The sequence below is a fragment of the Thermocladium modestius genome (assembly GCF_055398215.1).
In genome coordinates this window covers 1,793,319-1,812,616 of sequence record NZ_AP043731.1, presented here as the reverse complement: position 1 = coordinate 1,812,616, position 19,298 = coordinate 1,793,319, and the positions used below count along the sequence as shown (strand labels likewise).

The window sequence follows — 19,298 nt, the reverse complement described above, 5'->3', positions numbered from 1 at the left end:
TCAACGTGATTTTAAGTTAATTCGACTTATGTGTTCGAATAATAATGGTACCTTTAACTATTAATTACGGTATGTATTGATCTAATAGTGAATAATGCGTATATATTATCCGGTCAACCACGGCCATGCCGGGCATATCCAAGTCCATAGATGCATTCAGGGAATCGCCCACTAGGAGGATAGATGCGATAAGGGAGCGGTTAAAGCGGGAGCGGCGGGACGTCATAGTGCTCTCCGCCGGTCAACCCAGCGTGCCGCCGCCCAGGGATGTGCGCATGGCGTTGGGCGAGGAGCTTCTGGGGGATGACATGGAGCTATTCGCGTACACGCCCAGCCAGGGAAGGAGGGAGCTTCGGGAGGCCATATCGGATGACTTGAGGCGGACAGGGGGCGTTGAGGTGGATCCAGATGACTTGACCGTGACCGCTGGGGGGCAGGAGGCCATGTTCGCCACGTTCATGACCATACTGAATCCCGGGGACGAGGTGATACTCATGGATCCAACCTACTTCGGCTATAAGCCGATACTGGAGTACTTCGGGGCCAGGATAGTTAGGGTGGGGCTCGACATGGATGACGGGTTCAAGCTGGACGTGGAGGCGTTGAAGGAGAAGGTGGGGCCCAGGACGAAGGCAGTGGTGCTGGTGAGCCCGGACAACCCCACTGGGTCGGTGATTGGGGTGAACGAGGTGAAGGCGGTGGCGGACTTGGCCGTGGACCGCGACTTCTGGATAGTTTCTGACGAGGCCTACAGAATGTTGATATACGAGGGAAGCCACGCCTATCCGTACACGTACGCCCCGGATAGGGTGATATCCATAAACACGTTCTCGAAGGACCCCGGCATGCCTGGGTGGAGGCTCGGCTTCGTCTACGGGCCGCGCGAGTTGATTGGCAGGATAAAGCTGGCCGGCGAGGAGATGACGTACTGCCCACCATCCATATCCCAGAGACTGGCTCTCCTCTACCTAAGGTCCAGGGAGAGGGAGGCCCACGTGAGGCGGGTGGTGGAGGAGTACAGGGCGAGGAGGGATGCCTTAATGCAAGCCATCAAGCGATTCCTGCCCGAGGCGAAGTTCCAAGTGCCCCACGGCTCCATGTTCGTCTTCATGGACCTGGGAAAGTACATTGATGATGGGGACTCCTTCGCCGAGCACGCCCTGGAGAAGCACGGGGTGGCCGTGGTGCCGGGAAGCTACTTCAGCGATAGGTACAAGCAAGCCGTGAGGGCATCCTTCGTCTGGGAACCCGCTCACAGGCTGGAGGAGGGGGCCAGGAGGCTGGGGGAGGCCGCTGCATCTTGGAAAGGCAATCCTGGACGGCGTGAGTGAATGAGCGAGCCAGTGAGCCGGTCCTCGACTCAGGGCTCCGCGCATGCATTGAATCCCTCATCTACCGCATCCAGCCTAATCAATTGATGCCGCCTCAGCCTCCACCCCTCGAACACGAACCTGCCGTATATGGGGGCTCCTCCCCCCAGCATTAGCGGGAACCATAACTTATCGTCCTCCCACATCCTGCCGTAGGGGATCTCGCTCAGCTTAAACCAAGCTGGCCTCGCCTCATCGCTCTCCGAGGGGGCTCCCTCGAACCCGGACGCCGTGAATAGGTGAACGAAGTGAACGGACTCCACGCTCCCCGACTCCCAGTTCCAGAACTCTAGCAGTCCCCTCCACCTGAGGCCGAGGGGGGTGAGCCCCACCTCCTCCCTGGTCTCCCTCACCGCCGCGTCGCAGACCCCCTCGCCAGGCTCCACCTTGCCCCCCACTCCATTTATGTAACCCGCCCCAAGCCCCCTCTTCTTCTCTATTAGGAGGACCTCGCCCCCGCGGATTATGTAGACCAACACCTCGAGGAAAACCATGGCCTACAGTCTATCCAAGCCTTTAATTTGATTCCGTCGATGACCCTGGCAAGCCTAGACGCGGCTCAACTTCCCAGCCCTGATTAGTGCTGAATCGATCGCGTAAATCAAAATTATTATGCCCAGCGCAGCGAGCGAGCTGGTCACGAATAGCACGTCGCTGAACCTAAGGTACGAGAATATGGTTAAGGCTATGGCTGGCGGGTGAGAGTACTCGGTCAACATAATGAATGCCGAGACAGCGAATACGTTGATTGTCATCGAAGCTATGGAGGGGCCCAGCAACGCGTGGAGGGCCTCCGAGGATGCTATGGCGAAGCCATACGAAACTGCCAACCCGCTCGGCTTGGAGAACTTTGTATTCCTCTCGAAGAGGACCAGGTAGGCGGATACCGCGTAGGGCGGGGCCAGCAGGAATACCTTGTTGTTGGCGCTCATGGCCAATATCGCGGAGACGGCGGCCATGTACTCCGCGAAGTATAGGAATCTACTCCTCACGCTCGGCAGCGTTTGCCGGCCATTAAAAACATGCATCCGAGCGTCGCCTAGCCATGAGGCGCCGGCCGGGTCATGGAATGCCTCCGGGGAAACCTTAAAAATCCAGCCATCCAACCCAAAAGCCGAGCGGCCGTAGTCTAGTTTGGATCAGGACGGCGGCCTGCCACGTCGCAGATCCCGGGTTCAAATCCCGGCGGCCGCATCAAGCCATTATGGGCGGCATTTATGAGTCCTTCAACAACGACATGAATCGCTTGGCAGCGAGGAGAATCTCCCCGCCGAGACCTATTGCCCCTCACCATTAATTGAGTCGACCCGCCTGCCCACTGCAACTGCGGCAGCAGTGCCCACGGCTATCGCTATCACGACCATGGCGGCGGCATAACCGTAGTTGAAGTACCCACGCGGTCGCGCTGCGCTGGATTCATTGAGGGCTGATGGCGTCTCGTATTTATTGATGGGCTCCACGACCGCTGCCGGCGCGTAGATCATGTAAGGCGGGAGCGGCGCTGGGTACTCGATTATCGACGCGTTTATCTCGGCGGCCTGGCCTGGAACGAATAACCCACGCCCGGTTGCCTCTATTACGCCGGGGCTCGACTCGTAGTAGACTATCTTCCTCACAGTCACGTTCACGTCGACGCCCAGCACGTGGATTGTCTCGTTGTATATGCTTGACTCGTTTGTTCCTGAAACGCCGAGCAGTTGATCGACGTTGACGGAGTAACTGTAAATCATTACGTACGGAATCAAGGGGATGCCGTCTATGATTGCCGCGCCGCTTGACACGTCGCTGCACTGCTGGGTCGGCAAGCTCAAGCCCTCAATGGGCGGCATTGGGATGAGCTCCATGGGGGGTATCGCGCATACGGTGCCATTGCCGGCGGGGCCGGAGGGAAGCATGACCCTCACCTTAACGTTGCCCCTCGCATAATCGCTTAGGGGGAGCATGGTGACCGCCCTCGTCCAAGCAGAACCGTCGTTGATTAAACTCAACGCCTCGCCGCCCGGCAGCCAGGCGTAGCCCAGGTAAGTCGACGTGGAGTTAGCCTCGTACACAACTAATAGGTACGGTAGACCCGGCTCGATGCTGGGCGCCTTAACCATCAAGACTGCGCCGCGGAGGTTGGGGATGTACACGGCGTACCCATCCAGCCAACCGCTTGAGTTGAGCAGCGAGGCCATGTAGATCGTGTGGTTCCCCGGATAAGCAATGGATTGAACGTTTATCAGCGTCTCATTGCCGGCAGACATCCGGGTGCCGTTGGAGTAGGGATTGATCACGTAGTAATCGGCTATCGCGGTGGCTCCATCGACTTGATGAGGGGGGCCTGTCTGTGATGCGGCGCGCGCCATCCATGCCATTGACATCACCACGAGGGCAACCATGATGCCCATCAAGCGGGCGAGCTCCGTTGAATTCATGATTGGGAACCGCCGCTCCCCTAAATATTACTAATCCCCCGCGCGCCTCGGCTGGGCGAGTTTCGCTCGGCATTCCAGGGACTGGTACGTGAAGGTCGAGCGGCTAGTTTTTTAAGTAGTTGAATCGGCGCAACGACGTGGGTAACGAGCTGGGGGACACAGCGCTTAGGGTTTACCTATTGTTGGTGAGCGAGGGCAGGCCGATGAGCATTAGGGAGGTCCAGAGATCCCTCTCTCTGTCCAGCCCCGGCGTCGCCTATCACCACCTGGAGCGGCTCAGGAGGCTTGGGTTGGCCGTGAAGGAGGAGGGCGGGTACGTCGCTGTTAGGAGGAATGGAGTGGTTGAGGGATTGATCATAATCGGCAGCAAGGCCCTGCCGAGAGCGGCGTTTTACCTGGGCTTCAGCGCCTCGCTGGCGGCGTCCTACGCCGTGGCCGTGGCCATGAAGGCAATAGCGTTGGACCCAATGGCGGCCATACCCCTAGCTGCCCTGGTGATATTCTCCTCTCTGGAGTTCAAGGAGCAATGGAGCAAGCTTCGCGGAGCCATAAAGTGAAGGGTCTAGCCAAGATACGCCAGCCCAAGCAACCCCAACGCGGCGTACAATATGGATGCCAGGGATACCGCGATGGTAATAACTCTATCTAACCCGCTGGGGATAGCCGCCCTGGCGCGCCCATACGCCGTCATCACGGCCACGGACCCCAGCGTGAACGCGGCCAGTGCTGCAATGCCGACATACACATCAGCGGCCGCGGCGAGAGCAATGACTAACACCTTGGTCGGCGTCAAGGCTAGGGCGCCCTGAAGCACTCCAAGCCCCTGCGCGCCCCGGGGCCCAAGCTCTAAGTCAATCCCCCTCGCCGCCGAGTAGACAGCCACGCAGGCAATGGCTAGGGATACAGCCAGAGCAGCATCGTCGACAGCCGCCTTGTAGGGCAGGGAGCGCATGGCCAGAACCAGGGGGAGGGCGATAATGAGAAAGCCCAAGCCATGGCCGAGCCCAAAGTGGAGACCGCCCATCGCCCCCCTCTTAGATAGAGATATTGAGGCCAAGTGATCGGGCTCAACTCCGTGGGCAACGCCCAGCAATAGTCCCGCGACGATTATATATAAATTAATCACGAAACGCTGGAGGGAACGGCATTAATAAGCAGATCACGCGCCGGCCGCGGAGCGCGGAATTCAAAAGCCATGCCTCGATTAACCCCACCGCAGTAAGGGATATTCAATATCCGTTGCAACTTTCGTTGTATAGTTGAGCACAGAAATATTCTCGATGCCCAGTATTGCCTTTATGATCATACAAGCAAAATGCGTTACCAAAAATTGGACACGCAATTAATCCCATCGCTCCCAAGGGATACGCCGTCTAAGTATCAAGAAAATCTGAATGTAAGGTGCTCCTCAGGGAAATGATTTGAATCCGCCGATCATGAGCAATGCCGACAATAGTACTGCCATTATTATTGATTCCAAAAGTAACGCGATGCCGATTCTCCTCACTCTATCTCGCAATCCGCGGCGATCCACCTTCCCCTCCCTGAGGGAGTAGATGGCCCTAATAGTTGGCTCCACGAGAGCCAGGTAAAGACCGGTGCCCAGGGATGCGTAGGCCAGCGGCGGAAGCACTGATAACCACCATATGGACGCGGCCCACGGCTTGATGGTTCTAAAGGGAAGCTTTCCCTCCACGTATATCGCCGAGAACACGTGGTATGCCAGCCATATGGATGCGGCATTTATGACGGCCAGGGAAGGCTTTCCCCCCATCATGGCTAGCCAAGGCAGGTAAGCCGATGCGAGCAGCGCGGTCCCGGCAACGTTGGCCACGGCCCCCCTCCCTCTTCCATGAAATGCCTCCCATAAAAACACGGCCAGGGGAATCACGGATAGGGCCAGCCATGGCTGGGGCGCGACGTATAGGACGTAGAGGTACGGCGCGACGTTGATTAGGAATAATGCGTAATCGGACTTCCTCGGCCTAGACACCAATCTAAGGTGAACCCTCACCAGGCTGGCCACATTGGCGGCGACCAAGAGGGTCACCAGGACGACCCTAACTGGGTTCAAGCCGCCCAACTCAACGGCGGTGGACAACGCCAACGCGTAGGTTATCATGATTGCGGAGAACGCCCCGCTGTCCACGTGAGGTGAGCGGGACTTCGATTGAATCGGTTGCTTTGACTGCATGATTCTGCTCACGGCCTGGCCTAAATCGGCGTTTCCCTAGGTACTGTGCACGTGAGGAAATTCAATCTAGGTAACTTGAGCTATAGCTTACCCATTAGCCTGAGCAGCCTTACCTCGTCGTCGGTGCGCTGTGTTTCCTCCACGAATAGTTGAAGCAAGCGGCCCAGCCGTTTCTTCTCTGATGGGGGGACGGTTCTCCAAGCGGGGCATGCCTTATCCACCACGGCCCCCTCCTCGTCATCGTAGTTGAGGGGATAGAGCCTGCAGCCAATTGGCCTGCTCTCATATATCCTGCAACGCTTGGAGTCGGGATCGTAGAAGACGCAGTGCCCATCCACGTTCCTCAGCCTCCACACGCCATCCGACCCCCTTGCCGCGAATTGATCCAATCCATACCCAAGCCCAACGATTCTCTCCATGTCATCCGTCAACAGCTCCATGCTGGTTCCCAAGCAGCACTCCCCGCACATGGTGCACTCGAACTTGACCTCCGCCTCGGCTGGGTTCCTCACTACCCGTATCATTGCCTTCCCTGGCCGTACCTCTTCAGGATGTAGTTATAGGCCGAGTAGGCGGCCAACGCGCCTTGACCGGCCGCCACCGTTATTTGCCTGAAGTCCAGCGGGGTTATGTTAACGGCATCGCCGGCGGCGTAAATGCCGGGCTCGCTTGTCTCCATCAAGTTATTCACAACGACGTACCCGCGCTCATCGGTCTTCAACCCGATTCCCCTGAACAACTCCACGGGGGGCTCGGCCCCTATCTCCACGAATATGCCGTCTATGGAGAGGCCGTACTCCTGCCCCGTATCTGTTCTTTGCAGGACGGCGGAGCGCAGGAGCTTGTCTCCCCTCAATTCCTTCACCACCGTGTTCCACAGTATCTCTATCTTGGGGTTTCGCCTCAGCATGTCCTGGTAAGTGGGCTCGGCCCTCAGCTTATCGCGTCTATGTATTATGTAGACCTTCTTGGCGTACTCCGTCAATAGGAGCGATGCGCTGGCGGCGGCGTCCCCGCCCCCCACCACGGCCACCACCTTGTCCTTGAAGAGCGGGGCATCGCACGGTGCGCAGTAGGACACGCCCTTCCCATCGAACTCCTTCTCCCCCTTCACATTCAGCTTCCTTCTCCTCTCCCCCACCGCCAGTATCACGGTCCTGCTCCTTAAGTCATCGCCGGATGACGTTGTAACAACGAAGGAATCCCCATCCCTCCTCACCGCCACCACGGAGTCCAGGAGAAACGGCACTCCGTAGCTCTTCACGTGTTGCTCGAACTTGCTGACCAGGTCGGGCCCCATTATCCTCTCATAGCCTAGGTAGTTCTCAACCCACCCGGCCTTCCCCACCTGGCCCCCCACGTCCTCGCTTATCACGGCGGTAGAGAGCTTATAGCGGGCAGCGTATAAAGCGGCATTTAGGCCTGCTGGTCCCCCGCCTACTATTATTACGTCCAGCAGCTTGGATTTAAGCTCATCAACCACATCTCCCGCAAGCTCTAGACTGCCGAGGGATAATGACATGGCCTTAACGAGAAAAAAACTCTATATAAACCTTTTTGGGGCGATTAATTCATTGACGAAGGGAGAGGCAAGCCTCCCTCCAGTAAGTCGGATCTGGGCAGGGGAGGGGGGTGATCTATGATCTCATAGATGAATTTTTATATAAATTAGTATTTATTAGGGCCGTGATCATTAATACGTATGGCCGAGAAGGTAGTCAGGGTAGACACGATTTACACTCCCTATCAATCAATTCATGATGTATCCATCATCATCCATCGTGGAGTAATAGCGGAGGTGCGCGATGCCGGAGGGATGCCCAGCGACGTGGATTTGAGGGGTTTATCCATTGCGCCTGGATACATTGATACCCACATACATGGCTGTTGCGGGTTCGATGTGACTAGGTCCGCGAGCGTGAAGGAGTTGAATGAGATATCAGTCAACTTGGCTAGGTTCGGGGTGACCTCATTCGTGCCCACCCTAGTCTCCGCGCGGCATGAGAACATACTTAGAGTTCTTGGCCTGATAATCAGTGGCCGAAGGGAGCTGCGGGGCGCCAAGGCTGTGGGAATTGGATTGGAGGGCCCGTACATAAACCCGGAGCGGCGAGGTGCCCAGAATCCAGAGGTCATACGCGTTCCCAACTTGGACGAGCTCAAGCAGTACTTGGCCTTGGCGGGCGACATGCCTCTTCTCGTGCATGTTGCTCCTGAGTTGAAAGGTGCGATGGAGTTGATACAGTACGCTGTCTCGCAGGGCGTCGTCGTCAGCGTGGGCCACACCAACGCGGATTATGAAACCACGACTAGGGCCGTAGCCCTTGGAGCAAGCCGGGCCACTCATCTTTTCGACGCCATGAAGGGGATACATCACAGGGACCCGGGCACTGTCATGGCGTTGATGGATAACGAGAACGTGTACCTGGAGCTAATAGTGGACTTAATCCACTTGAGGCCAGAGGCAGTGCTATTCGCTGTGAGGTACGCTGGTTCTCATAGGATTGTCTTGGTCACAGATGCGATAGCCGCCGCTGGACTCGGCGATGGGGAGTACGAATTGGGAGGGTTGAGGGTGACGGTTGCCAATGGCAGGGCCACCTTACCGGATGGAACGCTTGCCGGCAGCACGTTAACGCTGGATAGGGCTGTGCGGAACATGATCTCTTTGGGAATCAAGCCCACCACGGCGATTAGCATGGCAACCGCGGTACCAGCCCTCTCGCTTGGGCTTCGGGAAGTGGGATGCTTGAGACCGGGCTGTGCGGCTGATTTCGTGGCGCTGGATGATAAGTACAGGGTGGTCCGCTCATTCATAAATGGGGAGAACGTGTATTCCGCCACGTAGTTAATTTATTGATTATTGCCTTTTCTTTAAAAGGGCAGGTAAAATCTCCTCCTTGTCGTTTACATCATCCTCACCGTTATCTAGATCCCCATATCGAGGAGTTCCCCTTAATTTTCATCTTCCTCGGTTTGAACAAGTCATCTAACTGTGCCTTTAGTTTGGATGGAATAACATATTAATGTAAAATAGAGCTAAGGGGATATTAATGAACATATTTATTGAAATGAAAATTGATCAATGCTAATCTCTCCTGGCGATGGAATCCATTAATGTGTCCACGCTGGAAAGAACGGCCATTAATGCGTTCACCACTTGCTCTATGTCATCAATGCATGCCACGGATCTAGGTGAGTGAATGTACCTGGCGGGGGTCGATATGACAAGGGTCGGCACTCCGGTTCCATGAATGTGAACTGCCCCAGCATCGGTCCCGCCGTAGGGGTTTACCTGCACTTGATACTTGACCCTGCGTGCCTCCAACGCCTCCAGCGACTTGGATAGGAGCACTGGGTTCGTTATCATTGATCTATCCATTGCCCTCACGGCTGCTCCCCCGCACAGCGCAGTTATCCATTGCTCCTCGGGATTGCCCGGCACGTCGGCAGCCGTAGTCGTCTCCACCACTATCGCCAAGTCGGGATTCACCCTATTCACCACGGCCTGTATTCCCCTCAACCCCACCTCCTCCTGCGTGTTCCAAGCGAAGAAGAGGGATGCGTTTGAGTCGCGTGTCCGCCTCATGGCCTCGATCAACGCGTAGGCCCCCACCCTATCGTCAAGCGCCTTCCCCATTACTGCGTTTCCGAGCGCAACGAGTGATGCGGAGAAGGTTCCCGGCGTTCCCGGCATTACTCCAGCCCTGGCAGCATCCTCCCTGGAGGAGAAGCCAGCATCCACGTACAACTCCTCGAACTTGCTGGGCGGCCTGTCCCTCCTGAGGTGGGGAGGATCTACTCCCACCACTCCCCTCACCAACTCTCCCTCCTTATTCCTAAGCATTACTTCCTGGCCCAGCATAGTCCAAGCATCGAGCCCGCCAAGCGGGGCTATGCGCAGGAAGCCCCTTTGATCCACGTGCGTCACCATGAATCCCACCTCATCCATGTGGGCACTGATCAAGACCCGGGGCCCCGATTCACCGACTTGCCCGATTAAGTTACCCATGGCATCGATGATGCTTCCATTTATGTTGGCCGATATTATTTTTCTAACTCGATCCTCGAAGCCGGAGGGACCGAACTCGTCCGATAATGCTTTGAGTAGGCCTAGATCCATGCCTAGGGCCTAACTATGCAGTTTAAAACAGTCCCCGGCATTAAAAGGCAGGATACAGCGTTAAGGAAATTCGACCGCTCGTTCTTCATGGGTCCAATAATGCATTGCCGTTTCATGCAGGGATGAATTTTAATCAATTGCGCGAAATGCATCCAGTGCAATTCACGTTGGTAGGTAGAGCAAGTGATCCCTTGATGGAGATGCATAGATTAGAAGTGATTTTAGGCATGTAGAGATTACCTATATTACCTGGGCTTCGCTATGCATGGAGCAGGGATGCCAGCAGATCCATATTGGGAGTCTTCCTTTCTATGTAAAACCTCTCGTAATCCGCATTGAAGAATCGATCGATATAGCTCTCGTTAAGATATCTCAGCTGTGATTCGTGTTTCTCCATGCATTTGAATTTTATATCCTTGAAATCAGTCACCCTTACATAAATTGCTTTTTTGCGGAGCGTCTTCCATTTTATGTACTTCAACATGATGCCGACATCAATGGATGGTCTGGGCTCCCAATTCAGGTAGGATAACTGGCCCGGATTTAGCCTTGATTTGCCGATGGCAGCGACAATTATCTTTCCAGCAGCCCAGTGATCCGGGTGGATATCCAGCGTTGAGGGATAAAAAACTATATCCGGGGAGATCCGCTTTAGAACTGGCATTATGGTTTTCACTCCATCATAGATGAACTTGCTGAGCGCGCCGTCTGGGTAATTGAAGAAATATGCATTGCTTTGATCGATGCCGAGAACCGTTAACCCTTTCAAGGCTTCATCCTTCCTAATGTGCGCCAGTTCATCGCCCCTCTCCGCCGGGTTTGGGGATCCAAGCCGTCCATCGGTTAGGTAAAAAACATATATATCGTTATGCCTTGATAACATGGTCAACGTGCCGCCGGCGTTATCGCATTCATCATCCGGATGCGGAGAAACGTACAGTATCTTCATGTTCTTTCGCTGGCGTATTTATACGTGAAGCTCCATAATGCAGCGCTTCCTATGTAGTGATCCAGGAACGGCTTATCCGGTTGTCCATCGTCTCCATGTATTATGGAAGGATGGTTCCACGCCAGACCAAGCCTCACCAAGTTATCCCATTCCTTCTTCGCTATGTTGAGCCACTCCGTCTTTCCCATAGAATATGCCAATGCAGATAGACTGAAGACCAGCCTTGGCCATGATGACGTCAGCTGACTATCTATGTCGACTGGCCCTCCATCCTCCCTAGCCATGTTGGGTGTGCAGTACGTTGAGGAATTACCATTTACTTCCCGTATCGTATCCAGGGCAAGGCTTATCTTGCTTCGTTCTACTATATCCTCCATTCCTAATATAAACGCCCACCACTCCCCGAATATCTGGGCGGCAAATGATGCATTATGATGTTGAGGCTTTCCAGTCCAAGCGATGAATTTTCTCCCATCGAATAGGCGACGAAATGAATCCCTTGCCCTAACCAGTAACGCCGATAACTCCTCCGTAGTTTTATCATCGTTTAGTATCTTCGATACGTCGATCAGGGCTAGAGCTGCCGCAATGAAAAGAGACGAAGTATAGCTTGAATTGCCTTCCATGGGGACACAATCATATCCTGTATCGCATGATCCATCTAATTCAGGCAATCCATCTCCATCCCTATCTTGGCTTGAGATCCACTGCATTGCCTTCAACATATATGGGTACATTTCCTTCAAGAAATCCAAGTCCTTGGTTCTAAGGTAATATCTATATATTAATAAAATGAATGTTGTGTTTGTATCCTTCCACTCCGGGGGCGCAGTTGTTCCATCCGAGGGCGCATCCAGCGAGAACGTTCCAAGATCATGCGGTATATACCCGTTCTCCCTCATGTTGGCGGCCAGCATTTTAAGAAATGATTTCTCCAGCTCCGGGAACATCAATACTACCGGCAATGAACCGGCCTCGTAGGTGACCCCACCTATAGTGCCTAGCATGGGCCCCACCTCCGGCGCTTCATAGAGGGAGAATCTTCCTTTTTCATCCAACCATGTGCTAGAGGAGAGAATATACGTGCTATTTATCACTGCATCCCTTAACCACTCCGGAAGGCTTGGATCTATGAGGTTTTCCTGCCAGTTCAAGGTCTTTCTTCTAAATTCGTCGAAGTTATCCATGAAGTAATCCGCCACCTCCATGGAGCTCGAAAAGTAATTCGAGTAGTAATGCCTATACGGATAATAAACCCAAGGTCTGTTGAAGAACCACGAGAAGACGAATTTAACGTCATCCCCTCCCTCATACCTGCTCAACACCATGCCCGCCGGGGAATAATAGGATCCCCTGGATTCACCTGAATCCGCCCTTAATTCCCTTCCCTCAATTATCGCCATCCACGGCCTTTCATCCTCTATAACCCTATGCAGGTTTAACGCCTTTTCAAGCTTTCTATCCACTTGGAAGTTATACTGGGCCACTATGTTGCTGGGCGATTCTGCTATCAGGGTTATCTCTCCATTGTAGGGATCGTATTCGTTACTCTTGGCGTTCTTGGCTCTTATCCCATTTCTTACCTGCTCGTTGTATCTGCCTATCTTGCTTATGCCGCATATGTTAGAAAAGGAAATGCCAACTATCCCGCCTCGGCTTCCGCTAACCCGTATGGAAATACCAATCGCGGGCAGCGACGAATTAACTACGTCGGAGGGTATTATTGGAGAAAAAGCCTCCATCATAGCATTAACGGTGCCCCCTCTAATTCTCACAAACGGATATCTGCCCTCGAATATCAACTTGGTGGAAAATTTATTCAAATTAATGAAATTCAATTCATCCTGCAAGAAAAACGGATCCGCATCGTCTGGCTTTATGAATATGTGGAAACCCTGCATCTCCTTTATTGGAAATGACCAATTATTTGCTATGGTTATATTCACCATCTTTCCCTTATTGTTTATCTCCACCTTTCCCGCCCCTATTCCGCCCAGGGGAACCCCATTTGCAATCGGGTCATCGGATTTGTAAGTTACCATTTAAAATCAATAATATCTCCGCTTTATTTAGATTAAGCTATTTTCCCTTTGGAGGATTATACCTTTATATATATTGAAAAATGCTTTAAATCGACTCAGATTAATGCGTTCAATGAATATACATATATACGAAGATGGAAATACCTATAGAGTATTGGCTGGGGAACCCATCATTCCAGTTACCTTTGAGTTCGACGGCCGCGAATCCAGCAAGAAAATCAATGACTTGGGGCTGGGCATCTCGAGCAGTGATGGCAAGGTAGTAATAGAGAAGGGGCTGGGGCTCAGAGAGCACGTGCTCGGCCTGGGGGAGAAAGCGGTGGAATTAGATAGGAAGAGGAAGAGGTACGTGATGTGGAACCTCGACTGCGGGGTCTACCAGCGCTTCCAGGACCCGCTTTACGTTAACATACCATTCCTTATAACAGTCGAGGCGGGAAGGGCTAGGGGATACTTCATCAATTCCGCGTCGAAGTTGGTAATAGACGTTGGTTTTGAGGATTATGGAAAGATAAAGATATACGTGCCCGATAATGGAGTGGAGCTATTCGTGTTCGATGGACCAACGATAGAGAACGTAATGGAGCAGTACTCCAAATTGACGGGATTGCCGTTCCTGCCGCCGGAATGGGCGTTCGGTTATATGATATCCAGGTACACCTATTATCCGCAGGACAAAATAATAGAATTATTAGACCTATTAGCTAGCGATGGATTTAGGGTCACAGCCGTATTCCTCGACATAGACTTCATGGACTCATTCAAGATATTCACGTGGCATAAGGAGCGGTTCAGCGATCCAGCCAAGTTAATAAACGAGCTTCACTCCCGCGGCGTTAAGTTAATAACCATAGTTGATCACAGCGTTAAGGCGGACCAGAACTATAGCGTGTTCATCGATGGATTGGGAAAATACTGCGAAACCAAGGATGGAGGACTATTCGTGGGCAGGATGTGGCCCGGCAGCTCTGTGTACCCTGACTTCTTCGATGAGAATGCCAGGAGGTGGTGGAGCGATTTGATAGGGAAATGGGTTTCGCAGGGAGTGGATGGAATATGGCTGGACATGAATGAACCCACGGACTTCACCAAGGTAAGCGAGGTCAGGAATACATTGGGCGAGTCTCCGTTTGAGTTGAAGGACGATCGTTATTGGACGGCCTTCCCCGATGATGTGATGCATAGAGTCGGAAATCAACGGATCAGCCACTCCTTGGTTAGGAATGCATACCCCTTTTATCAAGCAATGGCCACGTTTGAGGGCTTGAGGAAAGCGAACGTGGAGCCATTCATATTAAGTAGATCCGGATACGCTGGGATACAGCGGTACGCCTTCGTGTGGACCGCTGACGGTACGCCTTCATGGGATCAATTAAGGCTTCAGTTGCAATTGGTGTTGGGGTTATCGATTTCAGGGGTTCCACTAGTCGGCATTGATATAGGCGGGTTCCAGGGGAGGGGTAGGCCCTTCATCGATAACTCCATGGAGCTATTGATGAGGTATTACCAGGCAGCGCTTTTCTTTCCGCTCTATAGGACCCACAAGGCGACTGACGGCATAGATACGGAGCCAATATACCTGCCTAGGTACTACAAGGACAAGGTGAGGGAAGCCATTAATTTGAGGTATAAATTCATGCCTTACCTATACGATACTGCGGTTGAGGCACATGAATTGGGCCACCCGATTATTAGGCCGCTCTTCTATGAATTTCCGAGCGATGAGGATACATATAGGATAGAGGATGAATATATGGTTGGAAAACACGTGCTCTTCGCGCCGATAGTTTATCCGCAGGAAAATAGGAGATTGGTGTTTCTGCCTGGGAATGAGAAGTGGGTGGATTACTGGACAAATAAGGTCGTGTCGGGAACAGTGGAATCGAGCAATGACTTGCCCATATACATAAGGTCCAACTCCATAGTGCCCCTCTCCGGCGGCGACTTCATAATTAATGGAAGCGGGGAGGTGAGGCACAAGGATGCCATAATAAAAAGTGATCCCAATGGGTTGTTTTTCTCCAAGCCATACAAAGTAGGGAAAATAACTTTCATTGGTTCTGCGGAACGCGTGTATGTAGATGGGAAGGAAACGGGCTTCGCCAGTAGCGGGGATGCTATAATAATAGATATAAACGGCGTGGTTAATGAGGTGAGGATGGAGTGATATTTCCGAAGAATCAAGGGGTGCCAATAGGCTCTTTGGGTTCAGGTAAGATAGATTTCTTCTCGGACCTAACTATAGATAACATAACAATAATGAATAATTGGTCCAATCCATTAAGGCATATAAGGGGTTTTCACTTAGTGGACCTGGCAACGAATACGTTTCTACAAGGTAACCCTGCCAGGGATTATAAGATAAAGACTAGGAATAAAACCCCCGGCTCGATAATGGCAGATGCATTGTTCCCGGAAGCCCGCTATAAGATCACCAGTCCTAATTTCGAGGTTAGGATTTATTCTCCATTCGTGCCAAGGGACTTGAAGAATTCATCGTTGCCGGCCATAATATTTGATATAAGGGGTAGGGGTGTGATCGCTTTATCGTTTCCCAATATAGTTGGGACCAGGAGGTGGGGACGCACTAATTATAGAGTGGAGGGGCGGGTTAATGGGGTTTTAATGACTAACCTACGGGCCTCTCAATCCGATCCCAGATATGGAGAGATCTTCATTGGTTGCAGCGGTTGCAAAAGTAAAATAGACTATGAATATTGGGTCCCAGATAGAGCGGAGGAAAGCATGGTAGAGGATGCATCGGTATTTGATGGATCCAGCATAGAGGATGGGGGGGAATACGAGTATCACATAAAGCAGTTCGCTAGGGAGGAGTTGGGGGGAATCGTTTGGAAAGAGATAGATGGGGAAGAATCGTTCTATTTAACATGGTTCTTCAACGGAAGGCCGCATCATTATCCATATGGCCACTACTACGAGAATTGGTTCAGCGATGCAATAGATGTCGCCGAATACGTTGACTCGGAGAAACCGCACGTGGAGTTACCCGATAATGGGAATTGGTTGAACGATGCGTATAGGAACAGCCTCTACGTATTGACGAGTAGTTGGCTCACCAAGGATGGCAGGCTCGCCATATATGAGGACCCCGAGATATCGTTGTTGATGAATACCATCGGCTCAATGACTTGGGACTCCATTTCATTCCCATTGCTGGAGTACTTCCCTGAATTAACCAAGAAAATGGACGAATACTTCTCATTATTTCTTAACAAAGGAGAGATTCCCCACGATATAGGGGAGGAAAGCATTGAGGACCCCATTTATGGCGCATCATACCCATACTCATGGAATGATCTAGGACCTACATGGATTCTCATGATTTACAGGGACTATAGGTATACCGATGATGTGGACCTGCTTAGGCGGAATTACCAAAAGATGAAAATGGTAATAGATTGGTTGTTGAGCAAGGATGAGGATGGAGACGGCATACCGGACTCGCGGGGCGGGTTCGATAACTCATATGACGGTACATATATGTATGGCGCATCATCATATATAGGATCGCTCTTTGCATGCGCATTGAGAGCATTCATCGATTCATCGCGCAGGCTTGGCATTGATGCAAGCATGTATGAGAGGCGCTTGGAGAAGACCAGGTCAACCCTTGAGTCATTATGGAATGGTCGGTACTTCATCTCATGGAAGAGCGACAAGGAACGACGGGATACTTGCTTGACATCCCAACTAATAGGGGAGCTTTGGTGCGATTTACTGGGGCTCGATAATGTTGTGGATAAATCAAGGATAAGGATGGCATTGAGAAGCATCTACGAACTAAACGGCAATGCATCTAAGTATTGTCTAGTCAACTCCGTTAACCCTGATGGAACCATTGATATGACCACGGATCAAATGAAATCATGCTGGCCACGGGTATCCTTTGCAGTGGCGGCCCACATGATATTGGAGGGCTTGGTTGATGAGGGCTTGAGCGTGGCCAAGAAGGAGTGGCAGACGATATCCGAGAGGTATCCATGGAATCAACCATCCAAGATAGATGCATTTAACGGTTCTCATTTCGGCCTGCCCTACTATATAGGAAGCGCGTCGATTTATTTAGTGATGCATGCCTTGAACTTAGTTAATAAAACGAAATGATCATATAATCGCTTTATCTTTTATACAAAGAATACATGATAGTTCTTATCTATGGTGAGGGCAATTCATTAAAATTCATCAATCAGCCAGAGACCCCACTAGGGCGGGATATTTTACTGGGCAAATATTAATTAGCTATTCTACTTAGTCCGTCTTATGGGAATTAATGGCAAGCAAATCGTGATAACCGGTGGAGCTAATGGAATAGGAGCGGAGACCGCCAAGTTATTCTCATCAATGGGCGCAAAGGTCTTAATATTGGACAAGGATGATGCGGCTGCAATAGGTCTCACCCGGAGATACGGCATTGATTTCATGCACGTCGATCTAGCCGATTCAAACCAGGTACAAAAAATATCAACCGATATAGAGAAAATGGATGTCGATGTATTGATAAATAACGCGTCCAGGAATTCCAGGTTCAGCGTGATAGATACGGAACTAGACGAGTGGAATTACATGATAGCCCTGAACCTCACGGCGCCATTCTTGTTATCAAAGGCAGCGGCCAAGAGCATGATAAGGAGGGGGACTAGGGGCAAAATAATAAACATAAGCGCGATCCAGGCAATAATGCCCCTAGAGTCCTCCTTTCCCTATGCAACAGTTAAAGGTGGATTAATATCAATGACTAAGAGCATGGCGGTGGACTTGGGCAGATACGGCATTCAAGTCATCACAGTGTTGCCGGGCCCCATATATACTGAGGGCGAGCCGCCCCAGGACTTAGATAGACGAGCGGCCACGGCGTTGGGCAGAATGGGTAGAGCAATAGAGGTAGCCAAATTACTGGCATTTCTATCGTCAGATGATAATACATTCATGACCGGCAATATCATAGTAATCGACGGCGGTCGCCTCATAATGAGGAGACAAGATCCAACCGAGATCTCGCAAGGAATTATATGAATGCATAAAAAGCCAAATAAAAATAGTATTGTTATTCGCTTGATCAATTCAATTAATCAATTCAAATACGACCGGCGGCAGGTCCTCTCTATTGAGTGATGCAAAGGTGCCCCTGGTCCTCTCAGCTATTCTATCCACAATTTCCATGTCCTCCTCCACCACCTCGCCTATTACGTTGAACCGCTGATCAGGCGGGGCATCATCTTTGAATACCCATACTTGTATGTAATCCGGGTTTTTGTTTATCACGGTAACCGATCCCCTTACACGCCTTACAATGTTCCTGGGCGTGATGTTGTTTGAGCCTCCGGCCGTTAACCCGACCGTAGTCTCCTTGACTCTAACATCATGGAAATCCCTATTAAATACCTTCGCCTCCTCCTCGGTTAATCCAGGATAAGCCTTTACCCTTATCTTGGTGTGCTTCTTGGCCTCGGCCACTTTCTTCATATCATCCAGCGGAGGCAATGGGTCCCCGATCAAAACCCTATCTATTACCCGCGTATTGAAAATTATGTTCGCTGATACCCCTATATCCAAGTATCTTAGATGTTCCACCGTGGTCCTCTCGCCGTTCTTGACGGATACGAAAATAGCAACGGGCATGCCTCTATCATGAAATGCCTTGGATTTCTTAATCGCATCGTCGAGGGCTATCCCAGTGTGCTGCCATGGATAAAAATCATGGCTTGCCAATAGATTTTCTGTGTTTTTGATCATCTTAAGCAAGTCATCCAAGTCATCTATTGGAAAAACGCTTGCGTTCAGCTCAACCTTCAACCCCAAGTCGTTATTAGCCATGGCTGCCAATTGCTCCAGGTTGAAGCCATAATCTGCCCGCACGCCTTGTACCCCGATTTTCTTGAAGATAGATAGATCAGTCGGGCTTGCGTCCAGGTTTCTCAGGACTACCGGGTTTATGTCCACGAAATAGTAATATCCAAGCTCATTGGCGGTGGCCGCCAATGCCTTAACCTCATTCACGGAGTCCTTATCTATTCCGGACCAAAGCTCAGTGAAGCCCAACTCGCTTGCCTCCTTTAATATGTGCTTGAACTCATCTATTTTATCTTTGCGCCATGGTTGAGCTATAAGGCCTACTTGTTTTTTCATTAATTGACCCTTTTTATCCAAGTATTAAAAACATTTATATAAATAGATCTCGATGC

17 protein-coding genes and 1 tRNA gene are annotated in these 19,298 nt (G+C 51.5%); 7 read left to right on the top strand and 11 right to left on the bottom strand.

Annotated elements, in window-relative coordinates:
* Positions 1 to 125: 125 nt before the first annotated feature.
* The gene (locus ACZ5ZS_RS09385; protein WP_188595789.1) at positions 126 to 1,331 is read left to right on the top strand and encodes a pyridoxal phosphate-dependent aminotransferase; all 1,206 of its coding nucleotides are present in this window, start codon (positions 126 to 128) and stop codon (positions 1,329 to 1,331) included.
* 29 nt (positions 1,332 to 1,360) lie between these two features.
* Here the strand turns inward: ACZ5ZS_RS09385 and ACZ5ZS_RS09380 are convergent, their stop codons facing one another.
* Both ACZ5ZS_RS09380 and ACZ5ZS_RS09375 read right to left on the bottom strand, forming a co-directional pair.
* Complete coding sequence (locus tag ACZ5ZS_RS09380; RefSeq protein ID WP_188595788.1) at positions 1,361 to 1,864, bottom strand: 8-oxo-dGTP diphosphatase; 504 nt, start codon at positions 1,862 to 1,864, stop codon at positions 1,361 to 1,363.
* 54 nt (positions 1,865 to 1,918) lie between these two features.
* Positions 1,919 to 2,362, bottom strand: coding sequence for an HPP family protein (locus ACZ5ZS_RS09375; RefSeq protein WP_188595787.1), 444 nt, complete (start codon positions 2,360 to 2,362; stop codon positions 1,919 to 1,921).
* A 126-nt stretch (positions 2,363 to 2,488) separates the two neighbouring features.
* Between ACZ5ZS_RS09375 and ACZ5ZS_RS09370 the strand changes: the two genes are divergently transcribed.
* A tRNA-Gly gene (locus tag ACZ5ZS_RS09370) sits at positions 2,489 to 2,564 on the top strand.
* Between the two features lie 83 nt (positions 2,565 to 2,647).
* On the opposite strand, the gene ACZ5ZS_RS09365 is transcribed toward ACZ5ZS_RS09370, so the two are convergent.
* A complete protein-coding gene (locus ACZ5ZS_RS09365; RefSeq protein WP_188595786.1) occupies positions 2,648 to 3,787 on the bottom strand; it encodes a hypothetical protein in 1,140 nt (379 codons plus the stop codon).
* Positions 3,788 to 3,924: 137 nt separating this feature from the next.
* On the opposite strand from ACZ5ZS_RS09365, the gene ACZ5ZS_RS09360 reads away from it, so the two are divergent.
* A complete protein-coding gene (locus ACZ5ZS_RS09360) occupies positions 3,925 to 4,344 on the top strand; it encodes a LexA family protein (RefSeq protein ID WP_188595785.1) in 420 nt (139 codons plus the stop codon).
* A gap of 5 nt (positions 4,345 to 4,349) precedes the next feature.
* On the opposite strand, the gene ACZ5ZS_RS09355 is transcribed toward ACZ5ZS_RS09360, so the two are convergent.
* The 4 genes from ACZ5ZS_RS09355 to ACZ5ZS_RS09340 form a co-directional block, all read right to left on the bottom strand.
* The gene (locus ACZ5ZS_RS09355) at positions 4,350 to 4,913 is read right to left on the bottom strand and encodes a hypothetical protein (protein ID WP_188595784.1); all 564 of its coding nucleotides are present in this window, start codon (positions 4,911 to 4,913) and stop codon (positions 4,350 to 4,352) included.
* A gap of 282 nt (positions 4,914 to 5,195) precedes the next feature.
* Entirely contained in the window at positions 5,196 to 5,981 is a 786-nt protein-coding gene (locus tag ACZ5ZS_RS09350) for a hypothetical protein (protein ID WP_229657624.1), read from the bottom strand.
* Positions 5,982 to 6,061: 80 nt separating this feature from the next.
* A complete protein-coding gene (locus tag ACZ5ZS_RS09345) occupies positions 6,062 to 6,505 on the bottom strand; it encodes a YkgJ family cysteine cluster protein (protein ID WP_188595783.1) in 444 nt (147 codons plus the stop codon).
* Complete coding sequence (locus ACZ5ZS_RS09340) at positions 6,502 to 7,503, bottom strand: NAD(P)/FAD-dependent oxidoreductase (protein WP_188595782.1); 1,002 nt, start codon at positions 7,501 to 7,503, stop codon at positions 6,502 to 6,504. Before ACZ5ZS_RS09340 ends, ACZ5ZS_RS09345 begins: the two co-directional genes overlap by 4 nt.
* Positions 7,504 to 7,683: 180 nt before the next feature.
* On the opposite strand from ACZ5ZS_RS09340, the gene nagA reads away from it, so the two are divergent.
* The gene (gene nagA / locus ACZ5ZS_RS09335) at positions 7,684 to 8,829 is read left to right on the top strand and encodes an N-acetylglucosamine-6-phosphate deacetylase (RefSeq protein WP_188595781.1); all 1,146 of its coding nucleotides are present in this window, start codon (positions 7,684 to 7,686) and stop codon (positions 8,827 to 8,829) included.
* A 240-nt stretch (positions 8,830 to 9,069) separates the two neighbouring features.
* Here nagA and ACZ5ZS_RS09330 read toward each other — a convergent pair whose 3' ends face one another.
* The 3 genes from ACZ5ZS_RS09330 to ACZ5ZS_RS09320 form a co-directional block, all read right to left on the bottom strand.
* Positions 9,070 to 10,104: a M42 family metallopeptidase gene (locus ACZ5ZS_RS09330; protein WP_188595780.1), complete on the bottom strand. Its 1,035-nt coding sequence runs from the start codon at positions 10,102 to 10,104 to the stop codon at positions 9,070 to 9,072.
* Between the two features lie 259 nt (positions 10,105 to 10,363).
* On the bottom strand, positions 10,364 to 11,053 hold the full coding sequence (locus ACZ5ZS_RS09325) for a PIG-L deacetylase family protein (protein ID WP_464858317.1): 690 nt from the start codon (positions 11,051 to 11,053) through the stop codon (positions 10,364 to 10,366).
* Complete coding sequence (locus ACZ5ZS_RS09320; protein ID WP_188595778.1) at positions 11,050 to 13,095, bottom strand: GH116 family glycosyl hydrolase; 2,046 nt, start codon at positions 13,093 to 13,095, stop codon at positions 11,050 to 11,052. The genes ACZ5ZS_RS09325 and ACZ5ZS_RS09320 overlap by 4 nt, the downstream gene beginning before the upstream one ends.
* Before the next feature lie 112 nt (positions 13,096 to 13,207).
* Between ACZ5ZS_RS09320 and malA the strand changes: the two genes are divergently transcribed.
* The 3 genes from malA (at position 13,208) to ACZ5ZS_RS09305 (ending at position 18,129) form a co-directional block, all read left to right on the top strand.
* Positions 13,208 to 15,262 carry an alpha-glucosidase MalA gene (malA, locus tag ACZ5ZS_RS09315; protein ID WP_188595777.1) on the top strand — a complete coding sequence of 685 codons (2,055 nt, stop codon included), beginning with the start codon at positions 13,208 to 13,210 and terminating at the stop codon, positions 15,260 to 15,262.
* Positions 15,259 to 17,220: a GH116 family glycosyl hydrolase gene (locus ACZ5ZS_RS09310; protein WP_188595776.1), complete on the top strand. Its 1,962-nt coding sequence runs from the start codon at positions 15,259 to 15,261 to the stop codon at positions 17,218 to 17,220. Before malA ends, ACZ5ZS_RS09310 begins: the two co-directional genes overlap by 4 nt.
* 156 nt (positions 17,221 to 17,376) lie before the next feature.
* Positions 17,377 to 18,129 carry an SDR family NAD(P)-dependent oxidoreductase gene (locus ACZ5ZS_RS09305; RefSeq protein ID WP_188595775.1) on the top strand — a complete coding sequence of 251 codons (753 nt, stop codon included), beginning with the start codon at positions 17,377 to 17,379 and terminating at the stop codon, positions 18,127 to 18,129.
* Positions 18,130 to 18,177: 48 nt separating this feature from the next.
* On the opposite strand, the gene ACZ5ZS_RS09300 is transcribed toward ACZ5ZS_RS09305, so the two are convergent.
* Positions 18,178 to 19,242: a MupG family TIM beta-alpha barrel fold protein gene (locus ACZ5ZS_RS09300; RefSeq protein ID WP_188595774.1), complete on the bottom strand. Its 1,065-nt coding sequence runs from the start codon at positions 19,240 to 19,242 to the stop codon at positions 18,178 to 18,180.
* Positions 19,243 to 19,298: the final 56 nt, after the last annotated feature.